The organism is Modestobacter caceresii, from assembly GCF_000761485.1.
In the GTDB taxonomy this organism is placed as follows: domain Bacteria; phylum Actinomycetota; class Actinomycetes; order Mycobacteriales; family Geodermatophilaceae; genus Modestobacter; species Modestobacter caceresii.
The window spans coordinates 159,881-183,565 of the sequence record NZ_JPMX01000077.1; the positions used below are offsets into that span (position 1 = coordinate 159,881).

24 protein-coding genes are annotated in these 23,685 nt (G+C 73.9%); 16 read left to right on the top strand and 8 right to left on the bottom strand.

Annotation, left to right across the window (positions count from 1 at the left end; translation table 11 throughout):
* The first annotated feature begins 45 nt into the window (after positions 1–45).
* Together IN07_RS17010 and IN07_RS17015 are read left to right on the top strand one after the other, a co-directional pair.
* Entirely contained in the window at positions 46–969 is a 924-nt protein-coding gene (locus tag IN07_RS17010) for a quinone oxidoreductase family protein (RefSeq protein ID WP_231558435.1), read from the top strand.
* A gap of 19 nt (positions 970–988) precedes the next feature.
* Positions 989–1,297 (top strand): hypothetical protein, encoded by a 309-nt coding sequence (locus tag IN07_RS17015; protein ID WP_052091393.1) that lies wholly within the window; start codon positions 989–991, stop codon positions 1,295–1,297.
* Here the strand turns inward: IN07_RS17015 and IN07_RS17020 are convergent, their stop codons facing one another.
* Positions 1,298–1,957 (bottom strand): DNA alkylation repair protein, encoded by a 660-nt coding sequence (locus IN07_RS17020; RefSeq protein WP_036337590.1) that lies wholly within the window; start codon positions 1,955–1,957, stop codon positions 1,298–1,300.
* Between the two features lie 99 nt (positions 1,958–2,056).
* On the opposite strand from IN07_RS17020, the gene IN07_RS17025 reads away from it, so the two are divergent.
* Positions 2,057–3,595 (top strand): acetolactate synthase large subunit, encoded by a 1,539-nt coding sequence (locus IN07_RS17025; protein WP_036337591.1) that lies wholly within the window; start codon positions 2,057–2,059, stop codon positions 3,593–3,595.
* Positions 3,596–3,604: 9 nt separating this feature from the next.
* On the opposite strand, the gene IN07_RS17030 is transcribed toward IN07_RS17025, so the two are convergent.
* Complete coding sequence (locus IN07_RS17030; RefSeq protein ID WP_036337746.1) at positions 3,605–5,044, bottom strand: sodium/glutamate symporter; 1,440 nt, start codon at positions 5,042–5,044, stop codon at positions 3,605–3,607.
* 280 nt (positions 5,045–5,324) lie between these two features.
* Between IN07_RS17030 and IN07_RS17035 the strand changes: the two genes are divergently transcribed.
* The gene (locus IN07_RS17035; protein WP_064972435.1) at positions 5,325–5,825 is read left to right on the top strand and encodes a hypothetical protein; all 501 of its coding nucleotides are present in this window, start codon (positions 5,325–5,327) and stop codon (positions 5,823–5,825) included.
* Positions 5,826–5,908: 83 nt separating this feature from the next.
* Here IN07_RS17035 and IN07_RS17040 read toward each other — a convergent pair whose 3' ends face one another.
* On the bottom strand, positions 5,909–7,498 hold the full coding sequence (locus tag IN07_RS17040; RefSeq protein WP_036337594.1) for an FMN-binding glutamate synthase family protein: 1,590 nt from the start codon (positions 7,496–7,498) through the stop codon (positions 5,909–5,911).
* Between the two features lie 222 nt (positions 7,499–7,720).
* On the opposite strand from IN07_RS17040, the gene IN07_RS17045 reads away from it, so the two are divergent.
* The 6 genes from IN07_RS17045 (at position 7,721) to IN07_RS17070 (ending at position 11,930) form a co-directional block, all read left to right on the top strand.
* Positions 7,721–8,968 carry a CpaF family protein gene (locus tag IN07_RS17045; RefSeq protein ID WP_231558436.1) on the top strand — a complete coding sequence of 416 codons (1,248 nt, stop codon included), beginning with the start codon at positions 7,721–7,723 and terminating at the stop codon, positions 8,966–8,968.
* Positions 8,965–9,828, top strand: a complete 864-nt coding sequence (locus tag IN07_RS17050; protein WP_197058518.1) for a type II secretion system F family protein — start codon at positions 8,965–8,967, stop codon at positions 9,826–9,828. Before IN07_RS17045 ends, IN07_RS17050 begins: the two co-directional genes overlap by 4 nt.
* A gap of 70 nt (positions 9,829–9,898) precedes the next feature.
* Complete coding sequence (locus tag IN07_RS17055; protein ID WP_036337599.1) at positions 9,899–10,840, top strand: type II secretion system F family protein; 942 nt, start codon at positions 9,899–9,901, stop codon at positions 10,838–10,840.
* Positions 10,841–10,868: 28 nt separating this feature from the next.
* On the top strand, positions 10,869–11,075 hold the full coding sequence (locus tag IN07_RS17060) for a hypothetical protein (RefSeq protein ID WP_036337602.1): 207 nt from the start codon (positions 10,869–10,871) through the stop codon (positions 11,073–11,075).
* On the top strand, positions 11,065–11,472 hold the full coding sequence (locus tag IN07_RS17065; RefSeq protein WP_036337605.1) for a TadE/TadG family type IV pilus assembly protein: 408 nt from the start codon (positions 11,065–11,067) through the stop codon (positions 11,470–11,472). Before IN07_RS17060 ends, IN07_RS17065 begins: the two co-directional genes overlap by 11 nt.
* Positions 11,469–11,930: a hypothetical protein gene (locus tag IN07_RS17070; RefSeq protein WP_036337608.1), complete on the top strand. Its 462-nt coding sequence runs from the start codon at positions 11,469–11,471 to the stop codon at positions 11,928–11,930. Before IN07_RS17065 ends, IN07_RS17070 begins: the two co-directional genes overlap by 4 nt.
* Before the next feature lie 129 nt (positions 11,931–12,059).
* Here IN07_RS17070 and IN07_RS17075 read toward each other — a convergent pair whose 3' ends face one another.
* Entirely contained in the window at positions 12,060–12,995 is a 936-nt protein-coding gene (locus tag IN07_RS17075) for a sugar phosphate isomerase/epimerase family protein (RefSeq protein ID WP_036337611.1), read from the bottom strand.
* A gap of 476 nt (positions 12,996–13,471) precedes the next feature.
* Here IN07_RS17075 and IN07_RS17080 point away from each other — a divergent pair, with 476 nt between their 5' ends.
* A complete protein-coding gene (locus tag IN07_RS17080; RefSeq protein ID WP_036337613.1) occupies positions 13,472–15,103 on the top strand; it encodes an ABC-F family ATP-binding cassette domain-containing protein in 1,632 nt (543 codons plus the stop codon).
* 83 nt (positions 15,104–15,186) lie between these two features.
* On the opposite strand, the gene IN07_RS17085 is transcribed toward IN07_RS17080, so the two are convergent.
* Positions 15,187–15,417, bottom strand: a complete 231-nt coding sequence (locus IN07_RS17085; RefSeq protein WP_036337616.1) for a hypothetical protein — start codon at positions 15,415–15,417, stop codon at positions 15,187–15,189.
* A 194-nt stretch (positions 15,418–15,611) separates the two neighbouring features.
* On the opposite strand from IN07_RS17085, the gene IN07_RS17090 reads away from it, so the two are divergent.
* The 3 genes from IN07_RS17090 to IN07_RS17100 are packed head-to-tail and all read left to right on the top strand — an operon-like array spanning position 15,612 to position 19,108.
* Complete coding sequence (locus tag IN07_RS17090) at positions 15,612–15,857, top strand: hypothetical protein (protein ID WP_036337619.1); 246 nt, start codon at positions 15,612–15,614, stop codon at positions 15,855–15,857.
* Positions 15,854–16,597 (top strand): ABC transporter ATP-binding protein, encoded by a 744-nt coding sequence (locus IN07_RS17095; protein WP_036337622.1) that lies wholly within the window; start codon positions 15,854–15,856, stop codon positions 16,595–16,597. The genes IN07_RS17090 and IN07_RS17095 overlap by 4 nt, the downstream gene beginning before the upstream one ends.
* A gap of 3 nt (positions 16,598–16,600) precedes the next feature.
* A complete protein-coding gene (locus IN07_RS17100; RefSeq protein WP_036337625.1) occupies positions 16,601–19,108 on the top strand; it encodes an FtsX-like permease family protein in 2,508 nt (835 codons plus the stop codon).
* A gap of 253 nt (positions 19,109–19,361) precedes the next feature.
* On the opposite strand, the gene IN07_RS17105 is transcribed toward IN07_RS17100, so the two are convergent.
* Together IN07_RS17105 and IN07_RS17110 are read right to left on the bottom strand one after the other, a co-directional pair.
* A complete protein-coding gene (locus IN07_RS17105) occupies positions 19,362–19,598 on the bottom strand; it encodes a hypothetical protein (protein ID WP_036337628.1) in 237 nt (78 codons plus the stop codon).
* Between the two features lie 281 nt (positions 19,599–19,879).
* Positions 19,880–20,116 (bottom strand): hypothetical protein, encoded by a 237-nt coding sequence (locus IN07_RS17110; RefSeq protein WP_036337631.1) that lies wholly within the window; start codon positions 20,114–20,116, stop codon positions 19,880–19,882.
* 232 nt (positions 20,117–20,348) lie between these two features.
* Here IN07_RS17110 and IN07_RS17115 point away from each other — a divergent pair, with 232 nt between their 5' ends.
* Positions 20,349–22,130 carry a putative bifunctional diguanylate cyclase/phosphodiesterase gene (locus IN07_RS17115; RefSeq protein WP_036337754.1) on the top strand — a complete coding sequence of 594 codons (1,782 nt, stop codon included), beginning with the start codon at positions 20,349–20,351 and terminating at the stop codon, positions 22,128–22,130.
* A gap of 31 nt (positions 22,131–22,161) precedes the next feature.
* Here IN07_RS17115 and IN07_RS17120 read toward each other — a convergent pair whose 3' ends face one another.
* Positions 22,162–22,476: a DUF6343 family protein gene (locus IN07_RS17120; RefSeq protein ID WP_197058519.1), complete on the bottom strand. Its 315-nt coding sequence runs from the start codon at positions 22,474–22,476 to the stop codon at positions 22,162–22,164.
* 45 nt (positions 22,477–22,521) lie between these two features.
* Between IN07_RS17120 and prfB the strand changes: the two genes are divergently transcribed.
* On the top strand, positions 22,522–23,634 hold the full coding sequence (prfB, locus tag IN07_RS17125; RefSeq protein ID WP_081975481.1) for a peptide chain release factor 2: 1,113 nt from the start codon (positions 22,522–22,524) through the stop codon (positions 23,632–23,634).
* Positions 23,635–23,685 lie beyond the last annotated feature (51 nt).

A 23,685-nucleotide genomic window follows, 5' to 3' on the forward strand; every position in this document is an offset into this window, starting at 1 on the left:
AGCGGGGCGGGTGGGCGCCTTGCACCGGGAATGAGAGCTGCAGGAGTGACGGAGTTCGGTGGTCCGGAGGCCCTGCGCCTGGTCGACGTCCCCCGGGAGCCGCTGGGCCCGGGGCAGGTGCGCGTGCGGGTGATGGCGGCGGCGGTCAACCCGACCGACACCTACAGCCGCAACGGCACCTACGCCCAGCGTGACCCGGTCAAGGAGCCCCCCTACGTGCCGGGGATGGACGTCGCCGGGGTGCTTGCCGAGATCGGGGAGGGCGCCGACACCGACATCCACGTCGGTGAGCACGTGATGGGCATCGTCGTCCCGACCGGTGCGCACGGCGGCTACCGCGAGGACGTCGTGCTGCCCGCCGGCTCCATCGCCCGCGTCCCCGAGGGCGTCGGCCACGCCGCGGCGGCCACGCTGCCGATGAACGGCCTCACCGCCCGGCTCGCCCTGGACCGGATGTCTCTGCAGCCGGGACAGGTGCTCGCGGTGACCGGCGCGGCCGGGGCCTTCGGCGGCTACGTCGTCCAGCTGGCCAAGACCGAGGGGCTGACCGTGGTGGCCGACGCCAAGCCCGAGGACGAGCAGCTGGTGCGCGACCTGGGTGCCGACGTCGTCGTCCGGCGGGGGGATGACGTCGCCGACCGGATCCGCGAGCAGTTCCCCGACGGCGTCGACGGGCTGGCCGACGGCTCGGTGCAGGACGCCGCCGTGCTGCCCGCGGTCAAGGACGGCGGGGCCGTCGCGACCGTCCGTGGCTACCGCGGCGACGGGCAGCGCGACCTGCGGGTCTTCCCGGTGATGGTCCGCGACTACGCCGAGGAGCACGCCAAGCTGGACCGGCTGCGCGAGCAGGTGGAGAACGGCGAGATCACCCTCCGGGTGGCGCACACCTTCCCGGCGGCGAAGGCCGCGGAGGCCCACCGCCGGCTCGAGGCCGGCGGCGTGCGGGGACGTCTGGTCCTCACCTTCTGACCGCGATAGGAAGGCCCGCATGAGACGCAGGCGCTCGTGGGGCTCGCTCTGGTCGAAGGGCTCGGTGCTGTCGATCGGCTCGACCGGGTCGGTGCTGTCCATCGGCAGCGTCGGCTCGGTGCTGTCGATCGGCAGCATCGGCTCGTCCTGCTCGCTGTTCAGCATCGGGTCGAGCACGTCGATCGGGTCGGCGGCGTCCTGGCTGTCGATCGGGTCGGTGCTGTCGGCGGAGTCCCGGTGGTCGGTGCTGTCCTGGCGGTCGGTGAGGTCCTGGCGGTCGGCGGGGGAGTGCGCCGGGGAGTGCGACTGTTGCGGGTCGGCCGCCTGATCAGCCCAGGTGCTTGGCCGCCTCCCGGCGGGAGAGCGGGCTGAGCTCGTGCTCGGCCAGGAACCGGCGCACCCAGTCGGGGTCGGTCTTGGTGTGCTCGCGCAGCGCCCAGCCGATCGCCTTGCGGACGAAGAACTCCGGGTCGGCGGCGTTGACCTCGATCACCTCGGCGAGCAGCGCGGTGTCGGTGCGCTCCTTGGCGCCGAGCTGGGCGATGACCGCGCTGCGCCGCAGCCACCGGTCCGGGTCGCGCGCCCAGCCCTGCAGCACCGGCCGCAGCCGCGCCGGGTGGGCGAGCAGCAGATCGCGGACCCGGGGCTGGACCCCGTCGACCAGGTCCCACCACGCGCCGGTGGTGATCATCTCCTCGTACAGCGGCAGCAGCTCCAGGGCGCCGCGGGCGACGGGCAGGCCGGTGAGCGCGATGGCGGCATGGCGCTCCTCCCGGACGGTCGCCTCCCGCCACAGCTGACCGGCGGCCCGTTCGACGTCCGGTGGGTGCGTCTGCGCGGCGGCCCGGACGATCCGGCGGACCTCGGGCAGCCGCACCCCGAGGCAGGGTTGCGCCGTCTTCAGGTAGGCCTGCATGCCGCGGCCCCGCTCGGGGTCGGCCGCCGCCCGCAGCGCGGCGCGCACCTCGGCGACCAGGTCAGCGGCCATGCCGGTGATCCTGCCGCAGTCGGATCGCCCAGCGGGAGCCCCCGTGCGAGGCTGCCGGGGAGGTCGCCCGCCGGAGTGCGGCCCTGGTCGGGAGGTCCCGTGAACGGCGCGCAGGCAGTCATCCGCACCCTGGTCGACGGCGGGGTGGACGTCTGCTTCGCCAACCCCGGCACCTCGGAGATGCACTTCGTCGCCGCCCTGGACGACGTCCCGGAGATGCGGGCCGTGCTCACCCTGTTCGAGGGGGTCGCCACCGGCGCCGCCGACGGATACGCGCGGATGACCGGCTCGCCGGCGGCCACGCTGCTGCACCTGGGGCCGGGGCTGGGCAACGGGATCGCCAACCTGCACAACGCCCGCCGGGCACGGACGCCGCTGGTCAACGTCATCGGCGACCACGCACTGACCCACAAGCGGCTGGACGCGCCGCTGGAGTCCGACATCGACGCGCTGGCCGGCACGGTGTCCGGGTGGGTGCGCCGGTCGCTGGCCACCAGCGAGGTGGGTGCGGACACCGCCGACGCGATCGCCGCCGCCGCCCGCGGCCAGGTGGCCAGTCTGGTGCTGCCGGCCGACGTCTCCTGGAGCGACGGCGCCGCGGTGGCCGCCGTCCCGTCCCGGCGCCCGGCCCCGCAGGTGCCCGCCTCCGTGGTTGAGGAGGTGGCCGGGGTGCTCGGCGGCTCGACCTTGCTCTTCCTCGGCGGCGACGCGGTGCTCGAGCCCGGGCTGCGGGCCGCTGCCCAGGTCGCCGCGGGCACCGGTACCCGGCTGCTGTCCCAGCGGTCGCCGGCGCGGATGCAGCGCGGGGCCGGGCGGCCCGACGTGCTCAAGCTGCCGTATCCGCCCGAGGGCGCCCGCAAGCAGCTGGACGGCGTCGAGCACCTCGTTCTGGTCGGTGCCGTGGAGCCGGTGGCGTTCTTCGGCTACCCCGGCATGGACGGCCGGCTGCTGCCCGAGGGCTGCTCGGTGCACGTGCTGGCCGCCCCGGGCGAGGACGCCGTCGCGGCGCTGCAGGCCCTGGCCGAGTCGACCGCACCGGACGCGACTCCGGAGCTGGCCGAGGCCCGCCGTCCGGACCTGCCCACCGGGGAGCTGGACATCAAGGCCCTGGCCGAGGTGGTCGGCGCATTGCTGCCCGAGCGGGCGATCGTCGTCGACGAGGCGCTGACCAGCGGCTACTTCCTCCCCATGGCGACCGTCGGAGCGCCGGCGCACGACTGGCTGACCCTCACCGGCGGCGCGATCGGGCAGGGGATGCCGGTGGCCGTCGGCGCCGCGGTGGCCTGTCCGGACCGGCCGGTGGTCTCGCTGCAGGCCGACGGCAGCGCGATGTACACCATCCAGGCGCTGTGGACCCAGGCCCGCGAGGGGCTCGACGTCACCACGGTCATCTGCGACAACAGCGCCTACGCGATCCTGGCCAGCGAGCTGGAGAGCGTCGGTGCGGCCGGCGGCGGGGAGCGCGCCGGGAAGCTGCTGGACCTGGGCGGGCCGGCGCTGGACTTCGTCGCGCTGGCCACCGGGATGGGCGTGCCGGCGACCCGGGCCACCACCGCCGAGGAGCTGGCCGAGCAGTTCCGCGCCGCGCTGGCCGAGCCCGGGCCGCACCTGATCGACGCCGTCCTGCCGCGCGGCTGACCCGCTGGGTCAGGTGTCCGCGACCCGGGCCTCCTCCTCTGCCGGCGAGCGACGGCCGAAGTAGAAGATGCCGATCCCGAGCGACACGATGAGCAGCACGGCCATGAAGACGAGCAACGGGACCGCGCCGAACTGGGCGATCAGCGGCAGTGACGCCGCGGTGACCAGGCCGCCGCCGAAGAAGGGCTCGAAGGCCAGCTGTTTGTAGCCGAACGCCTCCATGGCCGGGGTGGCGGCGTTGGGGTCGGCAACCCGGATCAGGATCAGCCCGGTGGCCGTGACGCCGAGGGACTGCCCGAGGTCACCGATGCCGCGTTCGAACCAGAACCGCGGGATCATCCGGCGGGCCAGGAAGACGAAGACCCCGACGTTCCAGGCGAGCCCGGCGATGGCGAGCAGCAGGAACGTCACCCAGTTGTTCGCGATCGCCTGGATGGACAGCGTGGCCAGCGCGCTGATGATCAGCAGGTCGAGCGCGATGCCCTGGATCCGCAGCATCATCTGCCGGTCGACGATGCCGGTGCGGTCGAACCGGTCGACCAGCTTCTGCACCGCGACGCCGCCGATCATCGCCAGCGGGAACAGCGGAACGTACTCGAAGAGCTCGACGGTGTCGGCCCACAGCAGCCGCTCCAGCGCCTGCAGCGCCTCCAGGAGGGCGAGGCCGAGCAGGATCGCCACGGCGACGACGGCGAAGTGGATCGCCAGCGGCTCGACCGAGGCGGTGCGCACCGTCAGCATCGCGGCCGGCTTCTGCTCCTCCCGCTCGTAGAGCCCGCGCTGCTCGGCCAGCGAGGTCTTCGCATCGCTCTCCAGCACCTCGGCGCGGCCGGTGTGCACCCCCCAGTTGATCAGCGCGATGCCCACGACGACACCGGCGACGACGCCCACCGTGGCCAGGCCGAGCGCCAGGTCCTGTCCCTCGGGGAAGCCGAGCTCGGCGAAGGTGTCGCCCAGCCCCGCTGCGGTGCCGTGCCCGCCCTCGAAGCCGACCTCGATCAGCGCCCCGACCATCGGGTCCTGGTCGAGGAAGGGCACCAGCAGGAGGACGGCGAGCAGCAGCCCGATCACGTACTGGCCGGACGCCATGGTGACGCCGAGCGCCAGTTGCGGGCCGGCCAGCTCGGCGGCCTCCTTCACCTTGGGGATGCGCTCGCCGAGGAACAGCGTCGCGAACACCACCGAGATGAGCAGGCCGGGCAGCGACGCCCAGACGTCGAGGAACTCCTCCGGCCACAGCCCGCCGGTCAGCGGGGCGTCCGGCCCGCCGATGGCCTCGGCGATCGAGCCGACCACCTCCGGGCCGATCAGGAGCGCCAGGAAGCCGCCGATGATCGAGCTGGGGAGGAAGAGCTTCTGCGCGATCCGCGACCGGATCCGGACGAGCTTGGCGACCAGGAGCAGGACGCCGAGCACCAGCAGGCTGAGTCCGATGACGTCGGCGGACACGGTGCCTCCCTCGGGGAGATCCGAGTCGGGACCGGTCACGCAGGGTGGTCCCTGACGGGTCTCACACCCTGGTGCCTCGGAGGTCCGCCGACAACCCCCCGGTCGGCCTTGACCTCCCTCAGCTCGCCCATGGGCTCAGTGCAGTCGCTGTAACCACCTCGCCTGCGGTGGATGGACGTCCGCGACGCCCGGTGCTCCGGTGCTGGTCACGCCGCGATGGCACGGGGTTTCCCCGATGATCAACGCAGGGCATCTGTGGCTCACCATCCGAGGAGGACCCGTGGACACCTGGCTGATCATCGTCATCGTCATCGCCGTGCTGATCGTGCTGGCGCTCGTCGCGTTGGCGATCACCAAGCGCGGCGGGGCGAGCAAGGAGCGCAAGCGCGAGCAGGCCCTCGAGCACCTGCGGGAGGCGGAGCTGCTCGCCGCCCGCGCGGACAAGGAGCAAGCGCTCGCCGACGAGCAGGCCGCCCGGGCCCGGCGGGAGCGCGCCGAGGCCGAGGAGCGCACCGCGCTGGCGGAGCGGGAGGCGCACGAGCACACCGTCCACGCGCAGCAGGAGCGGTCGATGGCCGCCGAGCTCAAGGCCAAGGCGGAGAAGCTCGCCCCGGGGCTGGCCCAGTCTGACGGCTCACACCACCAGGTGGACGCCGACCGGCGGGACGTGGCCGAGGAGCAGGACGTCGTGCGCCACGACGACCCCGTGCGGCAGGACGACCCCGTGCGCCGGGAGGCGTCCCCGCAGCAGGAGGGCCCCCACGGCGCCACCCGCGCCTGATCACCTCATCCGCAGCTGTCTCCCCGCTCCGGGGGCTCCTCGTTACAGGCACTGGACCAACATGGCCGACCGTTGTTCGGGTGTCAGTTGGGCAAGGCGCCGTCGACCGCGGTAGGTGACGGCGGGGCGCTGCCGCCGTGCGGTGCCTCGCCGGTCATCAGCTGCACGATCTGCTCGCGGTCGGCCGCCGAGGGCAGCCCCCAGGCCGGGTCGTAGTCGTAGACCTCGGCGAGTGGGCGTGAGGCGGTGCGGCCGGTGAGGATCTCCACCGCCGAGGTGTCGATGAGCCCGGGGTGCTCCACTCCGCAGGCCTCCGCGACCTTGAGCAGGTCGCGCCGGAGCGTCTGGATGTAGGTGGCCGCCCGCACCGACTTCAGCGCGGGGTCCAGGCCGTGGGCGAGCCAGGCGTTCTGGGTGGCGACGCCGGTGGGGCAGGTGTCGGTGTGGCACTTCTGCGCCTGGATGCAGCCGATCGCCAGCATTGCCTCGCGGGCGACGTTGACCAGGTCGCAGCCGAGGGCGAAGGCGATGGTCGCGTTGTCGGGCAGGCCGAGCTTGCCGCCGCCGATGAAGGTGACCTGCTCGTGCAGCCCGGCCCGGGCGAAGGTGGAGTAGACCCGGGCGAAGCCCAGCTGGAACGGCAGCGAGACCGAGTCGGTGAAGATCAGCGGCGCGGCGCCGGTGCCGCCCTCGCCGCCGTCGATGGTCACGAAGTCCACGCCCCGGTCGGTGGTCGCCATCAGCTCGGTGAGCTCGTGCCAGAACCCCATGTCGCCGACGGCGGACTTGATGCCGACCGGCAGCCCTGTCTCGGCGGCGAGCAGCTCGACCCAGTCGAGCAGGCTGTCGGTGTCGGAGAACTCGGCGTGCCGGGACGGGCTGATGCAGTCGACGCCCTCCGGGACCCCGCGGGTGGCGGCGATCTCGGCAGAGACCTTGGCCGCGGGCAGCACGCCACCCAGACCGGGTTTGGCGCCCTGGCTGAGCTTGATCTCCAGGGCACGGACGGGGGCGGAGGCGACCAGGTCCTTGAGCCGGGCCAGGTCGAAGCGGCCGTGCTCGTCGCGGCAGCCGAAGTACGCCGTCCCCAGCTGGAACACCAGCTCACCGCCGTGCCGGTGGTGCGGGGACACCCCGCCCTCGCCGCTGTTGTGCAGGCAGCCGGCCAGCGCGGCGCCGCGGTTGAGCGCCTCCACCGCCTGGCCGGACAGCGAGCCGAAGCTCATCGCGGAGATGTTCACGACCGACTGCGGCCGGAACGCGTGTGCCCGCCCGCGGGCGGCGCCGAGCACCTTGGCACTGGGCAGCCGCGTCTCCTGCCCGGCTTGCGCGGTGGTGGCCGGGACGGCGTGGCCGAAGGTGCGGTGGTTGATGACCGGGTAGCCGGCGGTGAACTCGAGGTCGTTGTCGGTGCCGAAGCCGAAGTAGTTGTTCTGCTTCTTCGCCGACGCGTACACCCAGCGCCGCTGGTCGCGGGTGAACGGCCGCTCCTCGTTGTTGCCCGCCACCAGGTACTGCCGCATCTCGGGGCCGATGGACTCCAGCAGGTAGCGGGCCCGGCCGAGCACCGGGAAGTTGCGCAGCAGGGTGTGCTCGCGCTGCAGGAGGTCGCGGGCGGCGACCCCGGCGAGGGCGGAGAGTCCGGCGGCCGCAGCGCGGGTTGCCCAGGTCATGTCCCACTATGACGCGAGCCCGCTCCGATCGTGTCCGGTTCTGCGCCGGGACCTCTCCGTGCGCGCGAGAGGCACCTCGCCGTCGTCGTGTCCCCTGACCGGGTGAACCAGCCGGGTGAGCGGTCACTCCTTGTCCACAGGGCGTCCCGCGGAGCCGTCCCATCCCCTTACAGTCACCGCACTCAACCGACCAAGTGGCTGCTCAACGGGGGTGTCGTGCCGGTGGCGAGCTCTGCCGTCGATCTCGTGGACGGCGAGGTCCGGGAGCTGATCCGGCGCCGGGGGCTCGACCCGTTCAGCGATCCCGGGCCGGTGCGGATGCTGGTGCGGGACGTGGTCGCCGACTACTCCGAGCGCTCGCTGTCCTCCACGTTGCCGCCGGTCGGTGACCCGGAGGGCGTCGTCCGCGACGTGCTGGACCGGGTGGCCGGCTACGGGCCGCTGCAGCGGTGGCTGGACGACCCCGAGGTCGAGGAGATCTGGGTCAACGAGCCGGGCCGGGTGTTCGTCGCCCGCCGCGGGCGCAGTGAGCTGACGACGACGATCCTGGGCGCCGGGCAGCTGGCGGACCTGGTCGAGCGGATGCTGCGCAGCTCGGGTCGGCGGATCGACATGTCCACCCCGTTCGTCGACGCGATGCTGCCCGACGGCTCTCGGCTCCACGTCGTGATCCCGGATGTCACCCGCCGGCACATGGCGGTGAACATCCGGAAGTTCGTGCTCCAGGCGCACTCGCTCGACGAGCTGGTCGCGCTGGGCACCCTGACCTCACAGGTGGCTCGGTTCCTGGAGGCCTCGGTCGCCGCGGGGCTGAACATCCTGGTCTCCGGCGGAACCCAGGCCGGCAAGACCACGATGCTCAACTGCCTGTGCGCCGCGGTCCCGGCCCGCGAGCGGGTGGTCACCTGTGAAGAGGTCTTCGAGCTGCGGGTGCCGTTGCCCGACGTCGTGGCGATGCAGACCCGGCAGGCCAACCTCGAGGGCGCGGGTGAGATCCCGTTGCGCCGGCTGGTGAAGGAGGCGCTGCGGATGCGGCCCTCCCGGCTGGTCGTCGGCGAGGTGCGCCAGGAGGAGTGCCTGGACCTGTTGATCGCGTTGAACAGCGGACTGCCCGGCATGTGCACCCTGCACGCCAACAGTGCCCGCGAGGCCGTGGTCAAGATGTGCACCCTGCCGCTGCTGGCCGGGGAGAACATCGGGCACGCCTTCGTCGTCCCGACCGTGGCCTCCAGCGTCGACCTCGTCGTGCACGTGGGAACCGAGCCCAGCGGTGCACGGCGGCTGCGCGAGGTCGTGGCGCTGCCCGGCCGGACCGAGGGCAGCGTCGTCGAGACCGCCGACGTCTTCACCACCCGCGACGGCCGGCTGGTGCGCGCCGACGGCTACCCGCCGCACGCCGACCGCTACGCCGCCCACGGCTTCGACCTGGCTGCGCTGCTGGGCGACCCGGCCGAACGGCGGACCGCGTGAGCGTGCCCGGTGGCCTGCTCGGGCTGGCGCTCGGCGTCGGCCTGCTGCTGATCTGGCGCAGCGGCGCCCGGGCGCCGGTCCGGCGCGCGGGCACGTCCCGGCCGGGACGGCGCCAGCAGCTGCTCGCCGCCGCCGGGCTCACCGGGATCAACTCCGCCCAGCTGCTCGCGCTCCAAGTCGCCCTGGGCATCGCTTGTCTCCTGCTGGTCCTGCTGACGACGCAGACGGTGACGATCAGCCTGGCGTTCGGCGTCTTCGGCTCGGCGGTGCCGCACCTGCTGGTGCGTCGGCTGGCCGCCAAGCGCCGGGCCGACCTGCGCGAGGTGTGGCCGGAGGTCGTGGACAACCTGGCCTCGGCGGTGCGGGCCGGGCTCTCGCTGCCCGAGGCGCTGTCGGCGCTCGCCGTCCGTGGGCCTGAGGTGCTGCGAGGCTCCTTTGCCCGGTTCGCCGCCGACCACCGCTCCAGCGGCCGGTTCAGCGACGCCCTCGACCGGCTGAAGGACGACCTGGCCGACCCGGTGGGCGACCGGATCGTGGAGACGCTGCGGGTGGCGCGCGAGGTGGGCGGCAGCGACCTGGGCCGAGTGCTGCGCACCCTGGCCGCGTTCCTCCGCGAGGACGCCCGGGCCCGCGCCGAGCTGGAGACCCGGCAGGGGTGGGTCATCCAGGCCGCCCGGCTGGCCGTGGCTGCGCCGTGGGTGGTGCTGCTCCTGCTCGCCACGCAGCAGCAGACGCTGACCGCCTACGACAGCCCGGTCGGGACGGCGCTGCTGCTGATCGGCGGCGGGGTGTGCCTGCTGGCCTACCAGCTGATGCTGAAGATCGGGCGGTTGCCCGAGGACGTGCGGGTGCTGCAGTGAGTGAGCATCGCAGCGAGCGCCAGCGAGCGAGGAGCGGAGCGAACGGGCCGCGGAGCGGCGCGGTGTCGTCGTGAGTGCCGGGCTGACCGGCATGCTGCTGGGGCTGGTCGCGGCCACCGGCGTGCTGCTCGCGGTGAGCTTCGCGCCGCCGTTCCGGCAGGTGCGGCTGGTCGACCGGCTGGCGCCCTATGTGCACGACAGTCCGGCGCCGTCCCGGCTGCTGGGCACCGCCACCCAGCCGGGGGTGCTCAGCGCCGCCCGGCGGGTGTTCGGGCCGGTGCTGGCCGACGGCGGGCGCCACGTCGACCGGCTGCTCGGTGGCCGGGTGGCGGTTCGGCGGCGGCTCGACGCGCTGAACGCCGACGCGACCGTCGAGGACTTCCGGATCGAGCAGGTGGTGTGGGGCGGGGTCGGGCTGCTCGGTGCCGCCGTCCTGGCCGTGCTGGGGTCGGCGCTGGCCGGGGCGGTGAACCTGCTGTCGGTCGTGCTGTTGTGCGTGGCCGGGCTGGTCGGCGGGGTGCTGGGCCGGGACTGGTGGCTGACCCAGCAGGTGCAGCGGCGTGAGGAGCTGCTGCTGGCGGAGTTCCCGGTGGTCGCCGAGCTGCTGGCGCTCGCCGTGACCGCGGGGGAGAGCCCGACCGCGGCGATCGCCCGGGTCACCCGGCTCTCCGGCGGCGAGCTGGCCCGGGAGCTGGGCGCGACCCTCGCCCGGGCCCGCGCCGGGGTGCCGCTGGTCGATGCGCTGCAGCAGCTGGCCGACCGCACCTCGCTCGACCCACTGGCCCGGTTCGTCGACGGCCTGATCGTGGCCATCGAGCGCGGCACCCCACTGGCCGAGGTGCTGCGGGCCCAGGCCGCCGACGTCCGAGAGGCCGGCAAGCGCCGGCTGCTCGAAGCAGGCGGGCGCAAGGAGATCGCGATGATGGTCCCGGTCGTGTTCCTGGTGCTGCCCGTCACCGTCCTGTTCGCCCTGTACCCGGGGCTGATCAGCATCGTCTCGCTGGCGCAGTGACGCCGGTGACCGACAGAGAGGACCACGGATGCGTGCCTACGCGTTCCTTCTGACCGCGCTGGCTGCGCTGGCGGCCCGGCTGCGGGAGGACGATCCCGAGCGGGGCGACGTCCCGGGCTGGGTGATGATCACGGTGATGACCGCCGCGCTGGTGCTGGCGATCCTCGTGCCGTTCCGCGCGGCGATCGTGCAAGCGGTGTCGAACGCGCTGGAGTCCGTGACGAGTGCGCAGTGAGCGGCTGACGGACGACGGCGAGCGGGGGAGCGCGGTCGTCGACTTCGTGCTGGTCGGCGTGCTGGTCGTGGCGTTGCTGCTGGCGGTGTTGCAGGTGGCGGTCTACGTGCACCTGCGCAACGTGGTGGTGGCCAGCGCGCAGCAGGGCGCCCGGTACGCGGCCAACGCCGACGTGCCCGCCGAGGCCGGGGCGGCCCGGACGTTGGAGATCGTCGGCCAGGCGACCTCGACGGGGACGGCGGCCGGGTTGGCGTGCGAGTCGGTGCAGGAGGTCGACGAGAGTGGGCTGACGCTCGTCGTCGTCCGGTGCGTCGGGGCGGTGCCGAGCCTGTTCGGCCCGCTGGGGGACCTGCTGCCGCTGTCGGCGACCGGGCGTTCGGTGGCGGAGACGCCGTGAACTGGCTTCGTGAGCGACTGAGCGGCCCCGAGCGTGGGTCGGCGATCGTGGAGTTCGTGTTCATCGCGCTGGTGGTGTTCCTGCCGCTGGTCTACATCGTGGCCGGGTTCTCGGCCGTCCAGCGCGGGGTGTTCGCGGCGAACGCGGCGGCCCGGGAGGCGGGGCGGGCGATCGCGACCGCGCCGGACGTGTCGACGGGGCAGGCGCGGGCGGAGGCGGCGGTGGCGATCGCGGTGGCCGACCAGTCGGTGGAGGCGACCGACGTCGTCCTGGCCTATGCGCCGGTCGGCGCCGGGTGCGAGGCGGCGGGTGGCTATGCGCCGTCGCTGGTGCCGGGAGAGGAGTTCTCGGTGTGCGTGACGGTGACCGTGCGGATCCCGCTGCTGCCGGAGTTCATCGACGCCAACACCGCCACCGGCCAGTTCCTCGTCGAACGCGACCGCTACGTCGACGGCTGACCGACCCGCCGTTGTGCGCCCAGCGTCGGTCCCGACCCGGCGAACCGACGATCGGCGCACAACCCCGCGGACACGCGCGAGGGGCGGCCCCGGCTGACCGGGACCGCCCCTGCGGACCGTGCTGCTACCTCAGTAGGTCACGGAGGTGAGGTAGTCGAGGCCGGCCTGTGCGGCCTCGAAGGGGTCGAACGTCGGGTCGCCGAAGCGCGGGTCGTGCTCGACGACGTAGTAGCGGACGTGCTGGGCGGCCGCGAAGATCGCCGGGAAGTCGAGGGAACCGCGGCCGACGATCTCGATGCGGTTGTCCAGGGCCGGGTTGAGGTCCTTGACGTGGAGCAGCTTGATCCGCTTGCCGTACTCCTCGATGACGTCGACCGGGTCGAGGCCGGCGAAGGCGACCCAGTACAGGTCGAGCTGGGAGACCACGTTCTTCTTCTGGGTGTGCTGCATCAGGATGTCGAAGGCGGTGCGGTCGCCGAAGACGGTGGAGAACTCGAAGTCGTGGTTGTGGATGAACAGGGTCTGGCCGGCCTGGCGCGCCTGCTCACCCACGGCGTCGAGGTACTCGGCGTAGGCGATCCAGTCGGCCTCGGTCTCGAGCTCCCCGATCCACGGGGCGCCCGCGGTGCTGCCGGAGCCGAAGTACTTGATGCCGAGGACGCGGTTGTCCGCGATGATCTGCTCGATGTCCGTGGGGTTGGCGGGGGAGCCCACGTCGACGTGCCGGGCTGACGCCTTGAGGCCGTACTCGTCCAGCAGGGCCGCGTACTCCTCGGCGGTCCAGCCGCTCAGTGTGTACGGCTCGACGTTCCGGTAGCCCATCTCGGCCAGCCGGCGCAGGACCTCCTCGTGGCGCGCCTGCGATCCGGCGTCGTCGCCGATGTAGTCGGCGAACGTGTAGAGCTGGATCGAGATCTTGCTGAGCGGCACGCCCCGATCGGCGCACTCGGCGGCTGCCGGGGCCTTCGTGGGCGGGGCGGCGCTCGCTGAGCCGGCGAGGCCGACGAACAGCAGTGTGGACAGGACGGCTACGAGCACGGCCCGCAGACCGATCGGCACCTTCATGGGTCCCCCTCTGAGCGTGACGTGGGCAGACGACATCGCCGGGCGGCCACCCGCTGTCTGGAGACGGGAGCCCCGCACCGAGGTGTGCTGTGCGTCACAACGTAGCGGCACTTGTGTCAGACACAAAGCAGAAGTCGGACAGCTGCCCGGCGGAACAATGCGACCGCCCCGGGAGCACCTGGGCGCAGCGCCCAGTCAGCTCCCCGATGTGCGCTCGTCGTCGGTCCGCGGTCGGCGAACCGACGACCAGCGCACAACGCCGGCCGTCAGGAAATCGGTCGCGCGCCGACCAGCCCCGCGCGTACGGTCCGGCGCGACCGGACAGGCGACCAGGGAGCAGCGACATGGGTGGCAGCGGCGACATCTCCGGGTGAACCCCGGGATGTGCCCGGCAGGCGAGCAGCCGCCGGAGCCTCCGTCGTCCTCGTCCACCGCCGGGCTGCCACGGGCGCCCGCGTCCCCGCAGAGGTCCTGCCATGCCCGATGCCTCCGTCGTCTGCTCCGCCCTGTCCTTCACCTGGCCCGACGGCACCTCCGTCTTCGCCGATCTCTCCTTCACCGTCGGTGCCGGCCGCACCGGCCTGATCGCACCCAACGGCGCGGGCAAGAGCACCCTGCTCAGGCTCATCGCCGGTGAGCTCCGCCCGAGCGCCGGCACGGTCACCGTGGAGGGTCTGCTCGGCCACCTGCCGCAGACACTGCCGCTGGCCGGCGACCTCACCGTCGCCGAGGCCCTCGAGGTGGACGGCGTGCTGGAAGCCCTCAAGGCGATCGAGTCCGGCGACGCGGCCGACGAGCACTTCGCCACCATCGGCACCGACTGGGACGTCGAGGAGCGCACCCGCGTCCAGCTCGACCGGCTCGGCCTGGGCGACGTCACGCTCGACCGCCGGCTCGACACCCTCAGCGGCGGGCAGGTCGTCACGCTCGGCTTGGCCGCGCAGCTGCTCACGCGCCCCGACGTCCTGCTGCTCGACGAGCCGACCAACAACCTGGACGGCGACGCGCGCCGCACCCTCCACGCCGCGCTCGACGACTTCGCCGGCTGCCTGTTGGTGGTCAGCCACGACCGGGCGCTGCTCGACCGGATGGACCGCATCGCCGAGCTCGACCGCGGCGAGCTGCGCACCTACGGCGGGGGCTTCACCGACTGGGAGGCCGCCGTCCGGGCCGAGCAGGAGGCGGTGGAGCGCGACGTCCGCACCGCCGAGCAGCAGGTCAAGCGGGAGAAGCGGGAGCGGCAGCTGGCCCGGGAGCGGGCGCAGAAGAAGTCGGGCAAGGCCGCCCGCACCGTGAAGGACGCCGGGCTGCCGAAGATCCTCATCGGCAAGATGAAGCGGACCGCCCAGGAGTCGGCGGGCAAGGCCGACGACGTGCACGCCGCCCGGCTCGACGGTGCCCGCACCCGGCTGGAGGAGGCCGAGCGCGCGCTGTGGGACGACCAGGCGATCGTGCTCGAGCTGCCCGGCACCGCGGTGCCGGCCGGGCGCACCGTGTTCGCCGGCGAGGGCCTGCAGCTGCGGCTGGGGGAGCGGGCACTGTTCGCCGAGGGCGGTGTCGACCTCACCGTCCGCGGGCCGGAGCGGATCGCACTGACCGGCGCGAACGGCGCCGGGAAGTCGTCGCTGCTGCGGCTGATGACCGGCGACCTGCACCCCGACGTGGGGGAGATCCGGCGGGCCGACGGCCGGGTCGCCCACCTCTCCCAACGGCTGGACCTGCTCGACCTCGACCGCACCCTGGCCGAGGCGCTGGCCGACGCGGCACCCGCGATGCCGACGGCGGAGCGGATGAACCTGCTGGCCCGCTACCTGTTCCGCGGCTGCCGCGCGCACCTGCCGGTGCGGGCGTTGTCCGGCGGCGAACGCCTGCGGGCGACGCTGGCCTGCGTGCTGCACGCCGAGCCGGCACCGCAGCTGCTGCTGCTCGACGAGCCGACGAACAACCTCGACCTGGTCAGCGTCGCCCAGCTGGTCGGCGCGCTGCGGGCCTACCGGGGTGCGTTCGTGGTGGTGAGCCACGACGAGCGGTTCCTCGCCGAGCTCGGCATCACCCGCTGGCTGCACCTGGCGGGAGGCCGACTGCACGAGGTCGCCGCACCCGGCTGACCCGGCCGCCGGTGTGCGCTCGTCGCCGGTTCCGGACCGGGGAACCGACGGTCAGCGCACAACGGGCGTGCAGCGGAACGAGGTCAGCCGGCGATGCGGGTGCACTCCGGGCAGCGGTCGGTGCCCGGGAAGGTGAGCCAGTCCTGGGTGGCGACGGCGGAGACCAGGACGCCGCAGACCGACTGGTCCAGACCGTCGACGACCGGGCGGGCGACGGCATGGGTGACCTGGTCGCTGCTGCGGGGGTCGTGCGCCGTGGAGGCCACGTGGGTGGCGGTGCGGTCGGTGCCGATCGAGGAGATGGTCGCCGTCATGGGCAGCAGCCTGCCGGACGAACATGACGATCTGACTGCGATGGGACGTTGATCCTGCGATGGCTCGTCACACACGTGCCGAGGCGGCCCCGGGTACAGCCTGCTGCACCGCAAGAGGCCAGGTCAGGGGATCGGAGACGGGGCGCGCCCCGACCAGCATCGGGAGGGACACCAACCCGACCGAGGAGCCCCCCGTGCCCGACCCGTACCGCCTGGAGCCCACCGCACAGCCCGTCGACCTCCGTCCCGCCCCCGAGCCGGCCCGCAGCACCCCGGACCGGCCGCTGCGCACGCTGCTGTGGGTCGTCCTGGTGCTGAGCATCGCCGGCAACAGCGTCACCTCGTTCAGCGCCGTCCCGCTCGCGGTCAGCATCGGCTTCGGCCTGCTGACCGCCGTCAGCGCCATCACGCTGATCAGCCTGCACGTGCGCAACCGATGAGCACCACCCTCGCGCCGACGGCCACCGCCGCCGTCGCGCTCACCCACGTGACCAAGACCCACCCCAACGGCGTCCGCGCCCTGGACGACGTCACGGTCGAGGTGCCCCGCGGCAGCTTCCTCGCCGTCATGGGTCCCTCCGGCTCGGGCAAGAGCACCCTGCTGCAGGTCGCCGCCGGGCTGGACACCCCGACCAGCGGCGAGGTCCTCCTCGACGGCGCCGGCATCGGCGGGCTGGACGAGACCCGCCGCACCGAGCTGCGCCGCGACCGGATCGGCTTCGTCTTCCAGGCCTACAACCTGCTGCCCGCGCTCACCGTGGGGGAGAACATCACCCTGCCGTTGCGGCTGGCCGGGAAGCCGCTGGACCGGGAGTGGGTGCAGTACCTCGTCGACCGGGTGGGCCTGGGCGACCGGCTGGACCACCGGCCGACCGAGCTCTCCGGCGGCCAGCAGCAGCGGGCCGCGATCGCCCGTGCCCTGGTCGCCGGGCCCGCCGTCGTCTTCGCCGACGAGCCCACCGGCGCCCTGGACCTGCACAGCGCCGCCGAGGTGCTGGGCCTGCTCCGGGCCCTGGTCGACGACCTGGGCCAGACCGTCGTGCTGGTCACGCATGACCCGGCCGCCGCGGCCCGCGCCGACCGCGCGCTGGTGATGGCCGACGGCAGGGTCGTCGACACCCTCGAGCGCCCGGCCGCCGCCGACCTGGCCGGGCGCCTCGTCGCCCTGCGCGAGGGCTGAGCCGTGCTCGCACTGGCCCTGCGGCTGGCCCGCACCCGGCTCACCGCCTCCCTCGCCGTCCTCGTCGCGGTGCTCGGCGGGGCGGCCATCGTCACCGGCACCGGCGTGCTCGCCGAGTCCGGCCTGCGCTCGCACCTGCCCGTCGAGCGGCTGGCCGGCGCGGAGGTGGTCGTCTCCGCCGACCAGACGGTGCAGCCCAGCGCCGACCTCGCCGTCGCCCTGCCCGAGCGGGGGAGCGTGCCCGTCGCGCTGGCCGACGAGCTGGGGCAGCTGCCCGGGGTGGCGGCCGCCGTCGCCGACGTCGGCTTCCCGGCCGCCGTCGTCGGCGCCGACGGGGACGTCGTCGCGACCGCCGACCCGACGACCGCCGGGCACGGTTGGTCCGCCCTCGGCCTGCTCGACGACCCCGAGGTCACCGGCACCCCGCCGACCGGCCCGCAGGAGGTCGCCCTCGACTCGGCGATCGCCGCCACGGCCGGCGTGGCCCCCGGCGACACCGTGCGGGTCGTGCTGGCCGGCCGTGCCGTCGACGCCCGGCTCACCGCGGTTGTCCCGGTCGGCGCGGGCGTGCTCGTCGCCGACGACCGGGCGGCGCAGTTGGCCGGGCAGACCGACACCGTCGACCTCATCGGCGTCCAGGTGACCGGGGACGTCGAGGCGGTCGCCGACGCCGTCCGGCCGCTGCTGCCCGCCGGCACGATCGTCAGCACCGGCGACGCCCGCGGCGACGTCGCCCTCCCCGAGGCGGCCGCGGCCCGGTCGCTGCTGGTCGTGCTCGCGTCCTCCCTGATGGGCGTGCCGCTGCTGATCGTCGGGTTCGTCGTCGCCGGGGCGCTGGCCGTGTCGATCGGCGGTCAGCGCCGCGAGCTGGCTCTGCTCCGCGCCGTCGGCACCACCCCGCGGCAGCTGCGCCGGCTGGTCGCCGGGCAGGCTGCCGTCGTCGCGGCGGTCGCGCTCGTCCCGGGCATCGCCCTCGGCTACCTGCTGGCCGGGCAGTTCCGTCGGCTGCTGGTGCACGTCGGGGTGCTCCCCGACGCGCTGCCGCTGGCGGTCGGCCCACTGCCGGCGCTGGCCGCCGCCGCGCTGCTGCTCCTCGTCGTCCAGGTCGCCGCCCGCTGCGCCGCCTGGCGCACCAGCCGCGAACCGGTGACCCAGCTGCTCGCCGACTCCCGGACCGGCCCGCGCACCCCGTCGCCCGGCCGGCACCGTGCCGGGCTGCTGCTCATCGCCGCCGCCGTGCCGCTCTCGGTGCCGCCGCTGCTGGTGCAGTCGCCGATCGGGGCGGCGTCCACCTCGCTGGCCGGCATCGTCGCCGCCATCGGCCTCGCGCTGGCCGGCCCGCTCCTGCTCCGTCGGGTCACCGGCCGGCTCGCCCGCCGGCTGCCGGCCGGCACCTCCGCGCCCGCCTGGCTGGCGGTGGCCAACCTGCACGGCTACGCGCTGCGCTCGGCGGGTGCGGTCACCACGCTGGCGATGGCGGTCGTCGTCGCGCTCACCTACACGTTCGCCCAGACCACCGTGATCGACGCGACGGCGGAGGAGACCCGGGCGGGCACCGTCGCCGATGCGACGGTCACCGCCCCCGACCTGGGCGGCATCCCCGCCGGGCTCCTCGGCGCGGTGCAGGCCGTCCCAGGGGTGGAGGCGGCCGCGCCGGTCAGCACCACGACCGTGCTCTGGCCGATGCGCCTGCTGGGCGAGGAGGATCTGTCCGCCGGGCCGGCGCTGGTGCTGCCCCCGGCCGGGGCCGGCGTGCTCGACCTCGACGTGCGGGACGGCGACCTGGCCGAGCTGACCGGCGCCACGGTGGCCGTCGGCAGCGACGCGGCCGCCGCCCGGGACGTCGGGATCGGCGACCGGGTGCAGCTCACCCTCGGGGACGGCGCGGAGGTCGAGGCCCGGGTGGTCGCCGTCTACGACCGGGAGCTGGGCTTCGGCTCCGTCGTCCTCTCCGCCGACCTGGCCGCGGGGCACACCACCGGCGGGCTGGCCGACAGCCTGCTGGTGCGCACCGACGGCGACCCGGCGACCGACCGGGCGCTCGCGGCCCTGACCGACCGGCCCGGCGTGACGGTGTCCGACGGCGGGGTCGCCGGCGACCGGCCGGCCGCGCCGCCGGAGGTGTGGATCAACCTGGCGGTCATCGGCGTGCTGCTGGGCTACCTCCTGCTGGGCATCGCCAACGCACTCGTCGCGGCGACCGCCCAGCGGCGCGGGGAGATCGCCGCCCTGCGGCTGACCGGAACGACGCCGCGTCAGGTGCGCGCGATGATGCGGCGCGAGGCGGCGCTGGTCTCCGGCGCAGCCGTCGCGGCCGGGGTGCTGGTCTCCGTGGTGCCCCTGGCGCTGCTCGGCCTGGGCTTCCTCGACCGCCCCTGGCCGTCGGGGCCCGGCTGGCTGCTGCCAGTGACGGCGGTCGTCGTCACCGGCATCGCGTTCCTGGCCATCGAGGTGCCGACCCGGGCCGCGCTGCGGGTCGCGCCGGCCGACGCGCTCGCCACCCAGGGGTGAACCGGCCGTGCCGACTCAGCTCGGGAAGCCCTCCTCCGCCGGTGCCTGGGTGGGGGTGGACTGCTCGGCGGCGGGACGGGTGCGGCGCTGCTCGACGGACACGCTCATGGGGACTCCCGGAGACGTCGGCCGGACCGGCCGGTGGCCTGGACGCCGTGGTCAGCGCCCGATCCGGACGCCAGGGAGCTCAGGAGCGCAGGACCCGGGGTCGGAGGTCCCTGATCGAGGGACTCCCGGCCTCAACCGGGCAGCGTCACTGCAGGGTGTCGCGGTTCTGGGCGTGCTCGCTGACCTGCGGCATCTCCTCACCAGCCGTGCCCACGCGCACCGGCTCGCCGGCCGTGGTGCGGGCCCAGCACAGCCGGCACAGGTGGGTGGGCTCCTCCGGCAGCAGCGGGTGCGCGCCGAGCGGTCGCACCTGCACCCAGCCGACGGCGGCGGGGGCGTCAGCCACCTCGGCACAGCGGTCACAGCGGTACTGGACGGACATGCGGATCGACCTCCTGGCCCGGGGGACGACGGCGGCCCTCAGGACACCAGCGTCCCCCTCCACCGCGGAGATCGCAGCCCGGATCCGGTCAGCAGCACAGCGTGATCAGGCCAGCGGCAGCTGTTCCTGCAGGTCCGCGTCGAACCAGTCGCTGCCCAGGTCCTCGACCTCGCGCAGTTCGAGCTCGGCGAGCAGGGCGTAGGCGGTCTCGATGTCCATGTGCCCGAGCCAACGGCGGGTTCCGCACGCCCGGCTGGAGGGATCCGCAAGAGAACCGCAGATCAGCCGCCGCGGTTGACCTCGGCCTGGACGACGCCGAGCAGCGCGGTCTGCAGCGTCTGGTCGTCGTGATCGCCGCGGTCGAGGGCCTCCTGGGCCGGGCCGGGGAGCTGGCGCACGTCGAGGTCGTCGAGCCACGTCGTCTCCCCGCCGACCTGGCGTCCCAGCGTGAGGGCGTCGCCCTCACGCCGCACCAGGTACTCCTCGCCACCGAGCTCGATCGTCGTTGAGTCGCTCATGGCGTCGCCGTACCCGAGGCCCCTGCCGGTCTACACCCGCCCCGGCATGGGCACCCCCGGTGATCGGGCGGCCGGGACACGCCGCCCTGAGCTGCCGGTGTTCACTCTTTCCGGGGCGACCGACGTGGCGGGTGTCCAGCTGTGGCCACTGTTGCCGATGGTCTCAGGGAGACAGGGGAGGCCCGGGAGATGCCCGGACGGGCCCTGGGACGGACCGGAGGAGGAGGTGGACGTGCCGCGAGCGAGGAGCGGAGCGCAGCTGCCGATGGACGTCCGTCACCGGGACGGCGGCGAGCAGGCACACGCCGGGCTGGTGGCCGGCGTGCTGGACGCGCTGCCGTCGCCGACGGTGCTGATCGACGCCGACGGCACGATGCTGCTGGTCAACTCCGCGTGGCAGGCCGCCGGCGACCTGCTCGACGACGACCGGCTTCGGGTCGGCGTGGGGGGCAACTACTTCGCGGTGATGCTGAGCCTGTCCGACGACGCGACGAACCGGGCGCGCATCGACCAGCTGCGCGAGCTGTCGGCGGGGCGCCGGACCGCGGTGTCGGCCGACTACGCGCTGGCCACGGTGACCGGGGTGCGCTGGTACCACCTGCAGGCCTCCCGCGCCGACCGTTCCGGGCGGGTGGTGGTCACCCACACCGACGTGACCTCGCGGGTGGAGGCGGAGCGGGCCTCGTCCTGGCAGGCCCGGCACGACCACCTCACCGACCTGCCCAACCGGGCGCACCTGCACGACCTGATCTCCGCCGAGCTGCGCCGCGTCGACCGTGGCCCGGTCACCGTGCTGTTCCTGGACGTCGACGGCTTCAAGGACGTCAACGACACGCTCGGTCACGAGATCGGCGACCACCTGCTGCGTGAGCTGGCCACCCGGCTGACCAGTCGCACCCGGACGCAGGACACCGTCGGCCGCCTCGGCGGCGACGAGTTCGTCGTGCTGTGCCGCGACTGCGACGTCGACGGCGCCCTCGCGCTGGCCGAGCGGTTCCAGAGCACCTTCGACGAGCCCTTCGACCTCGGCGAGCGGGTCACCCGGCTGACCGTGAGCATCGGCGTGGCCACCGCGCCCGGCGACGACCCGGACCTGCGCTCCACCGACCTGGTCCGGGACGCCGACCTGGCGATGTACGCGGCGAAGGCGGCCGGCCGCAACCGGGTGCGGGTGTTCAGCCCCGACCTGCGCAGTGCCGTCGAGCGGAAGGTGCTCGTCGCCGCCGAGCTGCGGGAGGCGATCGAGGCCGGCCAGCTGGTGCTGCACTACCAGCCGGTGCTGCACCTGCCCAGCGGCGAGGTGTCCGGGGTGGAGGCGCTGGTCCGCTGGCAGCACCCCGAGCGGGGCCTGCTGATGCCGTGTGACTTCATCCCGCTGGCCGAGCAGACCGGGGTCGTCGTCCAGCTCACCCGGTGGGTGCTCGGCGAGGCGACCCGGCAGGCCGCGGCGTGGGAGCGGGCCGGCCTCTCGCTGGTCACCGGGGTCAACATCAGCGCCGCGCACTTCGCCACCGGCACCCTCGTCGCCGACGTCCACGACGCGCTGGAGGCCGCCGGGCTCGCCCCCGAGCGCCTGGTGCTGGAGCTCACCGAGACCAGCGTCGCGGAGGACCCGCTCCGGGCCGCGGCCCAGTTCGCCCAGCTCCGCGTCACCGGGGTCGAGGTGTCCATCGACGACTTCGGCAGCGGCTTCTCCTCGCTGAGCCAGCTGGTGTCCATCCCGGCCGGCGTCCTCAAGCTGGACCGCAGCCTGATCGCCGGCATCGAGGTGCGGCGCAGCGAGTCCGCGGCGGCGATCGCCGCCGTGGTCGGGCTGGCCGCCGCCTGCGGCATGCGCAGCCTCGCCGAGGGGGTGGAGACCGCCGGTCAGCTGGAGCTCGTCACCGAGCTGGGCTGTACCCACGCGCAGGGCTTCCACATCGCCCGGCCCATGCCGGCCGCCGAGGTGGCCGACTGGCTGGCCATCCGACGCGCTGCCCGGCGCGCCCGGCGGACGCGCCTGCAGACCGCCTGACCCGCCCGGCGGCCGGTGCGGGCGACCGGGCTCAGCCCGGTTCGCCGCGGAGTTTGCGGCGGGCCACGACCATCAGGTCGACCAGCGCGATGACCGCCAGCACGGCCAGCGCGATCGGGAAGACCAGCGGGACCTCGGCGAGGAACGTCAGCACCGCGAACACCGCGCAGATCACCAGGCCGAAGGTCGCCAGCACCAGCCGCAGGGTCAGCGCACTGCGGGCTGTGTCGGCGCCGCCTTCCGGGTACCTGGGTTGTGACTCGGGGATCCCGTGCGGGAACTGGTCGCGTTCGTACTCGGTGAGGTCGTCGGGGGTGCGCCGGTCGTCCGGCGGTGACGTGCTCATGCCGCCGGAGGTACCCGGTGGCGCGGCGCACTACCCTGGATCGACGTGGCCGCTGACTTCTCCGTCGTCCTGGACGAACTCGACACGACCTTGAAGTCCATCGAGGCCGTGATGCGGGTCGATGACCTGCGTCGGGAGGTGGCCGAGCTCGAACAGAAGGCCTCCGCACCCGACCTCTGGAACGACGTCGAGGCCGCCCAGGCGGTGACCTCGCGACTGTCCTACCTGCAGGGCGACCTGCGCCGGGTGGAGGAGCTGCGCAGCCGGCTCGACGACGTCGGGCTGCTGCACGAGATGGCGGCCGAGGAGGGCGACGAGGCCACCACCGCCGAGACCGAGCGGGAGCTGGCGAGCATCCGCACCGTGCTCGACGAGCTCGAGGTGCGCACGCTGCTCTCCGGGGAGTACGACGAGCGCGAGGCGCTGGTCACCATCCGCTCGGAGGCCGGGGGAGTGGACGCCGCCGACTTCGCCGAGATGCTGATGCGGATGTACCTGCGCTGGGCCGAGCGGCACAGGTACCCCACCGAGGTCTACGACGTCTCCTACGCGGAGGAGGCCGGGATCAAGTCGGCCACCTTCGCCGTCAAGCAGCCCTACGCCTACGGCACCCTCTCCGTCGAGCAGGGCACCCACCGGCTGGTGCGGATCTCGCCGTTCGACAACCAGGGCCGCCGGCAGACCTCCTTCGCCGGCGTCGAGGTGCTGCCGGTCGTCGAGCAGACCGACCACGTCGACATCCCGGAGAGCGAGATCCGGGTCGACGTCTTCCGCTCCTCCGGCCCGGGTGGGCAGAGCGTGAACACCACCGACTCCGCCGTCCGGATGACCCACATCCCGACCGGCATCGTCGTCTCCTGCCAGAACGAGAAGTCCCAGATCCAGAACCGGGCCGCTGCCCTGCGGGTGCTGCAGGCCCGGCTGCTGGTGGTCCGCAAGCAGGAGGAGCGGGCCCAGATGGACGCGCTCAAGGGCGAGGGCAGCAGCTGGGGCAACCAGATGCGCTCCTACGTCCTGCACCCGTACCAGATGGTCAAGGACCTGCGGACCGAGGTCGAGACCGGCAACCCGAGCAACGTGCTCGACGGGGAGATCGACGCCTTCATCGAGGCCGGGATCCGGTGGCGCCGGCAGCAGGAGACGGCAGCGCAGGGCTAGGGCGTGTCTCCTAACCGCTGGCGGTTGGGGGCGGCAGGCTGGCAGCGTGTC